Here is a 6,755-nt window from a genome sequence, read left to right on the forward strand (position 1 = left end):
GCTTTAAATTACAAAAAATGAAAAATTTAAAAAAAGTGTCGAAGGTGAGGAACCTACCATGAAAAGCGTAACTATTCAAGAACTATTAACTCCCTATTTTCCAAAGGATACAGATTTCAAGAGAGTTAAAATTATTCATCATGTATATGATGCGTGGAAAAAAACTGGGGATGAGAACTATATTGAATTTCAAAAACACCAAGCTAAGAATGTTTTCAAGAATATTGATTACATTGTAACAACTATAGGGCAAGCTGAAGGTGGTAGTGCTAGTGTTTTTAAAGGTGTATATAGTGTTCAATACAGTGGGGAAAAAGACTGGACTAATCCATTAACTAAAATAATCTCTACTTTACATTTTTATGAAATGGAAGAAGTAACTGGGTTTGAAAAATTCAAGGATAAAATTGTAATCGATTATCCTGCACCAATTGGTTGGAACCAGTTTTGGGAAAAGGGAAAAATTATTATTGATGGGTTGGATATTTTAGAGTATCGAACTGAACGTCTAACTAAAATATTTAAAGAATTTGTAGAATTTAGTGACTGGTGTTATCAAGAAAACAACGGGGAATACGCTGATAAAAAGGCTAAGTCTAATAAATTTATAGTAGGAAAGTTCAAAAGAGATGATATTTCACCAATTACCGTAGTTGGTAGACACTTTGGATGGAGTTTCAACCAACCTAATGCTGGGAAAAAACTTTGGGCTAAAGGATATATCAATGATGGGGGGAAAAAAATTGTCTATGACAGAAGTGAGGAAACTTCTAAAAAACTAAAATTTGAAGTATTCCTTGGTAAAGATTCAGATAGCGAAAATAAAAACAAGACACTAAAGGTGATCGAGTTGGGTAATGAATCACCAACATTAGAGCAGATTACGGAAATTATAAAATTTTTTTGGGAGTATGTCGATATGGAGAAGGAAAGCTTAGTAGGATGGAACAAAATACTATACGGACCTCCTGGAACAGGTAAAACGTATAAAATTCGTGAAATAAAACAAAAGTTGTTAGGTAGTTCAGATAATGTAAGAGAGGCCGCTCTCAATTATGAACCATCATCTTGGAAAGAAGCAATCTATTTAGCCTTCATAATTAAAAATGAAAAAACAATGACAGTAAAAGACATAGAAAAAAGTGATGTTATTGTTCAATATGCAAATAACCAGAATAGTAAAAAGCCATACGATACTATTAATACAGAAATAAGTGAGAATGCCACAAAAGAATCAACTGGGTCTAAGAATCTTAGAAAGACAGACTTGTTTGAACGCGTAGACCGAAAATATTGGCAGCTAACAGAAAAAGGTAGACTTGAGGCTGAAAAAATCGAAAATAAGATTAAGCAGTTATACCTATCAAAATATGATTCATTCTTTTCTTTAGTAACATTTCACCAGTCTTATAGCTATGAAGATTTTATTGAAGGAATCGTTGCTGAAACGAAAGATGGTCATATCAATTATCGTGTCAAAGATGGAATTTTTAAAGAGTTCTGTAATCGCGCAAAAGATCATCCACAGCAGAACTATCTTTTTGCAATTGATGAAATTAATAGAGGGAACATCAGTAAGATACTCGGAGAATTAATTACATTGATCGAACCTTCCAAGCGCCTAGGTGCAGCCGAAGAATTAACAGTTACGTTGCCCTATTCGGGAGAAACATTTGGGGTACCCAAAAATGTATTTATTCTAGGAACTATGAATACAGCTGACCGTTCTATTGCTATGATGGATACAGCACTTAGACGAAGATTTGAGTTTAAAGAAGAAAGGCCGGACCCTAGTATCATTGGAAGTAAAGTAGGAACGATTGGAGGTATTGATGTTGCCAAATTGATGGAGGTAATGAATAGCAGGATTGAATTTTTATACGATAGAGACCATACTTTAGGGCATGCTTTCTTTCTAAATATCTCGACGATTGAGGAATTACAATCTGTATTTGAAAAAAAGATTATTCCACTACTTCAAGAGTATTTCTTTGAGGATTACGAAAAGATCCGAGCTGTACTAAATGATGAAAAGGGGATATATATAGAGCGGATTGATAAGTTAGATGATAATCTCTTTGGTTCGAAATTTAAAAAGCTAACCAATGACTATGACAATGTACGTTTTGTTGTTAATCATGGTGTACAGAATGATGATTTTATAGAATTTGCTAAATCGATTGTAGCTGATGGGAAGTCATCATGAGAGTGAAAAACGATAGAACAATTACAGTTTCAGAATACGACAAGATCTGTAAGGATGATGAATACAGTGATGTAACGATTACTCTTGAAGACATTCGGGAATTAAAATCTTATATTGATGATCAAAATTCTTCAGATGAATCGGATAGCGATGAATCCCGTAATTTTTTAAGATCAATTAGAAATGGTGTGCAAGTAAAAAATTTTGTAGGTGTCTTACAAACTGATTCAGGACTTACTATCGAAATTCTTCCAAAAATTTATGGGAAATCAAAAAAGAGTACTGATGAAGAAGCAGTTCGAAAACTATTTTTACAGATGCTTAAAACAGTTCGAGTAATTAATGGAAAAACATTCAAGCTTACGAATCTTAATACTAATCGTAATGATATTTTGGAAGTATTTATTTCAATGTTTTTAGAGGAACTGTCTAAGGTTATCAAATATGGTCTCAAATCAAACTATGTGTCTGTACAAAGTAATGAACGGTTTTTAAAAGGAAAGCTATTGATGACTCAGCATATTAGAAAAAACAGCATAAACAAATCCCATTTTTATAATGAATTTGATGAGTACTTAATTGATGTGCCAGAGAATCAACTCTTAAAAACGACTTTAGAATTCCTGCTGAAAAGGAGTAAGGATAACAATAATTTAAGATTAATTCGTGAGCAATTGGTTTATTTTGATTTTGTAAGTACAACTAAAGATATTCAGCAAAGTATCAGCAAAATCCAGTTGGGTCGCAATTATCGATACTATGAACAATCGCTTAATTGGTGTGAAATTTTTCTCAGTGGCAAATCATTTACGTCATTTAGAGGCTCCAATCTAGCCTTCGCCATCCTATTTCCTATGGAAAAAATCTTTGAAGCATATATTGCACATATTGTTAAAAAGGTATTGTCTGATTGTGATGTATCTACTCAAGACACTACATGTTGGCTATTTGATACTACTGAAGAAGCAAAGCGCAGCTATCAACTTAGGCCAGATATTGTCGTGAAGAATTCTAAATGGACAACAATTGCTGATACTAAATGGAAAATTTTAGATCATAAGGGACCCTCACAAGCTGATCTTTATCAAATGTACGCTTACTTTACCAGATATGAGCATCAAGGAAGTAATGTTAAAGAAGTAGTGATTATTTATCCTTATTCTGATGAATATCCAGAAAAAAAATTCCAAAGTACCAAAGTTAGAAATAGCGAGGTAAGTGCAGAAATCATTGCAAGGATCAGGATAAAATATATTGATCTGCTATCGAATGATATTGAGGAACAAATAAAAGAGACTTTTAAGAGTAGCAGCTAAGAATACGAACCCGAAGAATAACTTGAAAAGATTATCCAAATTTGTATAACGTAAGAACAGAGCTTGAACGCTGATAAAGTGTTTAAGCTCTATTTTATTATTTAAAGCATGTCTTTTTTTTGTCACAAAAAGGAACGCGCGTTCGCATATAATTAATCTTGTAAGTGATCACTACAAAAAAGAATAAGGAGAATTGATATGGGAGATATAAACAAAATGATTCAATGGATGAAAGACCATGAAGGAAAAGTAGTATATGCGCAAGTTCGGCCTTGGGGTGGTGGGAATCCACCACAATATGATTGTTCAGCAGCAGTAATTTCAGCATTACGAGCCGGTGGTTTCATGGATAATTCTGGAGGAAACTATGGGAATACAGAAACGTTGTACAAATTAGAAGGTACTTTGTTACAGCCGATTTCACGTCAAGAAGTAAAACGAGGTGATCTTTTTGTTTCTGGGGTCAAAGGTGGATCAACAGGTAGCAATGGTCACACGGGGATTTTTATGGATAATCAAACAATTATCCATTGTACTATCGCTCCTGCCTATGGCAAAAATGGCATTGTTACAACTCCAGCACAAGGCTGGATGGGAGATTACAGTGGATTACCAGTCTATTATTATCGATTGAAAGGTCAAACAAAACCGCAAGGAGAACCTATAAATGATGGTAGATACGTAACAGTGATTAAGAAAGGAGTGAAGGTATATAATTCATTTGATTGGAACATTAAGGACAATACAGACAACATTTTCAATCAAACTTTCTTAGCCAAAGTTAGGTATCAGCATTCTAATGGCACTATCTATTTTTCAATGTATAACAATAAAGGAACATGGATGGGATATATACAGTCTGATGCGATTAAAATCAGTTCGAAACCAGAAGGAGCTTGGGTAGGTGATGGCCGATACGTGACGATAGCAGTAAAAGGAAAAGATATCTATGAGAATTTCGAATGGAAAAAGAAAGACAGTACAGACAACCATTACCAAAAAACGTATCAAGCGTTAGGACGATACCATCATTATAATGGGAAAGTTTACTATTCAGCCTACTATAAAGGAGCTTGGCAAGGTTATATCGAAGAAAGCACCTGTAAAGTAGCCAATGGAGCAGAAGGAGCCTGGATAGGCGATGGTCGATACGTAACGATAACAGTAAATGGCAAAGATATCTATGAGAATTTCGAATGGAAAAAGAAAGACAGTACAGACAACCATTACCAAAAAACGTATCAAGCGTTAGGTCGGTATCATCATTATAATGGGAAAGTTTACTATTCAGCCTACTATAAAGGAGCTTGGCAAGGCTATATTGAAGAAAGTACCTGTAAAGTAGCTAATGGAGCAGAAGGAGCCTGGATAGGTGATGGTCGATACGTGACGATAACAGTAAAAGGTAAAGATATTTATGAGAATTTTGAATGGAAAAAGAAAGACAGCACAGACAATCATTACCAAAAAACGTATCAAGCATTAGGAAGATACCATCATTATAATGGAACTGTTTATTATTCAGCTTATTACAAAGGAGCTTGGCAAGGCTATATTGAAGAAAGTACCTGTAAAGTAGCTAATGGAGCAGAAGGAGCCTGGGTAGGCGATGGCCGATACGTGACGATAACAGCAAAAGGAAAAGATATCTATGAGAACTTTGAGTGGAAAAAGAAAGACAGTACAGACAATCATTACCAAAAAACGTATCAAGCATTAGGAAGATACCATCATTATAATGAAACTGTTTATTATTCAGCCTACTATAAAGGAACTTGGCAAGGTTATATCGAAGAAAATACCTGTAAAGTAGCTAATGGAGCAGAAGGCGCTTGGCTAGATGTTGGTAAAAAAGCAAGAGTAGTAAAAAAAGACAGTAATGTTTATGAAAATTTTGATTGGAAAATTAAAGGGAGCACAAATGAATTTTTAGCTGAGGTATATTCGGCTTTAGGAAAATATCATCACTATAATGGCAATCGTTATTATTCACTATATCTTGCTGGAAAATGGCAAGGATATTTTGAAGAAAGTACCATTGAACTGTTGTCTTAGAGTTTGAAAATTTTAATGTATGCGATGGATAGGAAATTACATGACGTATCGTATCGATAAAACGATGGAACCCACCGCGATATCCTAAACCCAAAAGCAGCAACAAGGTCAACGCACGTTGGCCTGTTGCTGTCATCAGGACTATCCATAACTAACTTTCAAACTCCTCAACTAGACAAACAGCCCTTAATAAACGACTCCAACTTCGCTTCAATCTTCCCTTCGACAGTCTGCAGTCGGAGTAACGGGATAGCAGCTTTTTCTAAAATAGAGTTTTTCTGGCTATCTCGTTCCTTTTGAGCATCTTCACGATGTGAGCCTCCATCAACTTCAATGACACACAAAGGAGTTTTACCCACTTTGTAATATAGCACAAAGTCACAGCTGGCTTTTTGGTTCATAAATTCTAGCTCTCTTGGTGTAAATAAATTCTTTTCCAACGAAACAAGCTGATTCAGAAATACTTGCTTATGAACGACTAACGAATGAAGTTCTTCTTGCTCCAATAGGTCTTTTAGTAAAACATCAACTATTCTTTCTGACTTATATTTCGCATTTGAATAAGAGAGACGATCCTGGAGTTTTTCTAAGGATTCATCATAGTCTTGGTAAAGCAAATCAAATGCAGAGATTACTGGACTGTCGTAAATTAGATCAGAATCGGCATAGTATTTTATATAGCGAATCAACGCAGCAATATTGCTGTTCTTGCCGAAAACGTCATTGCCGGTCACGAGGGTAAATTTATTAATTGCACGTGAAACGGCCACATTAACTAACGGTGATTGATCTACAAAACTGAGACTTTTTATTCCGCTTTTTTTCTTATCGAGAACGGTGGAGAAAACAATTTCATTATGTTCTCTTCCTTGGGATTTATGAACGGTTCTCTTAGTAAAATTTTCCGGCAGCAATTGTTCAGCTAGTTCTACTTGAGCGTTGTAAGGAGTAATGAACCCGATGTCTTCTTCATAAGAACGCCGCACTTCTACCATCGATTCTATTTCTCTTAAATTGGCAAAATTCCTTGTATGATTGCCCTTGGAAGTAGTGATGATTTCGATTGACTGTTCTCCGTTATCCTGGGTCATGGGAATAAGCTGATTATTATAAAACTGCTGGTTACAAAATTGGATAATCTTAGGATGGCATCGGTAGTGCTCCTCGTAAAATAGATT

4 protein-coding genes are annotated in these 6,755 nt (G+C 35.0%); 3 read left to right on the top strand and 1 reads right to left on the bottom strand.

The features are described from left to right. Positions 1–58 precede the first annotated feature (58 nt). From JZO70_RS16695 to JZO70_RS16705, 3 genes are all read left to right on the top strand, one after another. Positions 59–2,206 (top strand): McrB family protein, encoded by a 2,148-nt coding sequence (locus JZO70_RS16695; RefSeq protein WP_207674807.1) that lies wholly within the window; start codon positions 59–61, stop codon positions 2,204–2,206. Further along, on the top strand, positions 2,203–3,522 hold the full coding sequence (locus JZO70_RS16700; protein ID WP_207674808.1) for an McrC family protein: 1,320 nt from the start codon (positions 2,203–2,205) through the stop codon (positions 3,520–3,522). The genes JZO70_RS16695 and JZO70_RS16700 overlap by 4 nt, the downstream gene beginning before the upstream one ends. Positions 3,523–3,720: 198 nt before the next feature. After that, positions 3,721–5,577, top strand: a complete 1,857-nt coding sequence (locus JZO70_RS16705) for a peptidoglycan amidohydrolase family protein (RefSeq protein ID WP_207674809.1) — start codon at positions 3,721–3,723, stop codon at positions 5,575–5,577. Between the two features lie 167 nt (positions 5,578–5,744). Here JZO70_RS16705 and JZO70_RS16710 read toward each other — a convergent pair. Continuing rightward, positions 5,745–6,755: AAA domain-containing protein (locus JZO70_RS16710; protein ID WP_207674810.1), on the bottom strand; the 1,011-nt coding region annotated here is incomplete at its 5' end.

The organism is Candidatus Enterococcus moelleringii, from assembly GCF_017377575.1.
Lineage (GTDB): Bacteria > Bacillota > Bacilli > Lactobacillales > Enterococcaceae > Enterococcus_A > Enterococcus_A moelleringii.

Bases quoted from the DNA above. Each gene is read 5' to 3' on its own strand.
- JZO70_RS16695 (WP_207674807.1), top strand. From the start codon at position 59: ATGAAAAGCGTAACTATTCAAGAACTATTAACTCCCTATTTTCCAAAG.
- JZO70_RS16700 (WP_207674808.1), top strand. From the start codon at position 2,203: ATGAGAGTGAAAAACGATAGAACAATTACAGTTTCAGAATACGACAAG.
- JZO70_RS16705 (WP_207674809.1), top strand. From the start codon at position 3,721: ATGGGAGATATAAACAAAATGATTCAATGGATGAAAGACCATGAAGGA.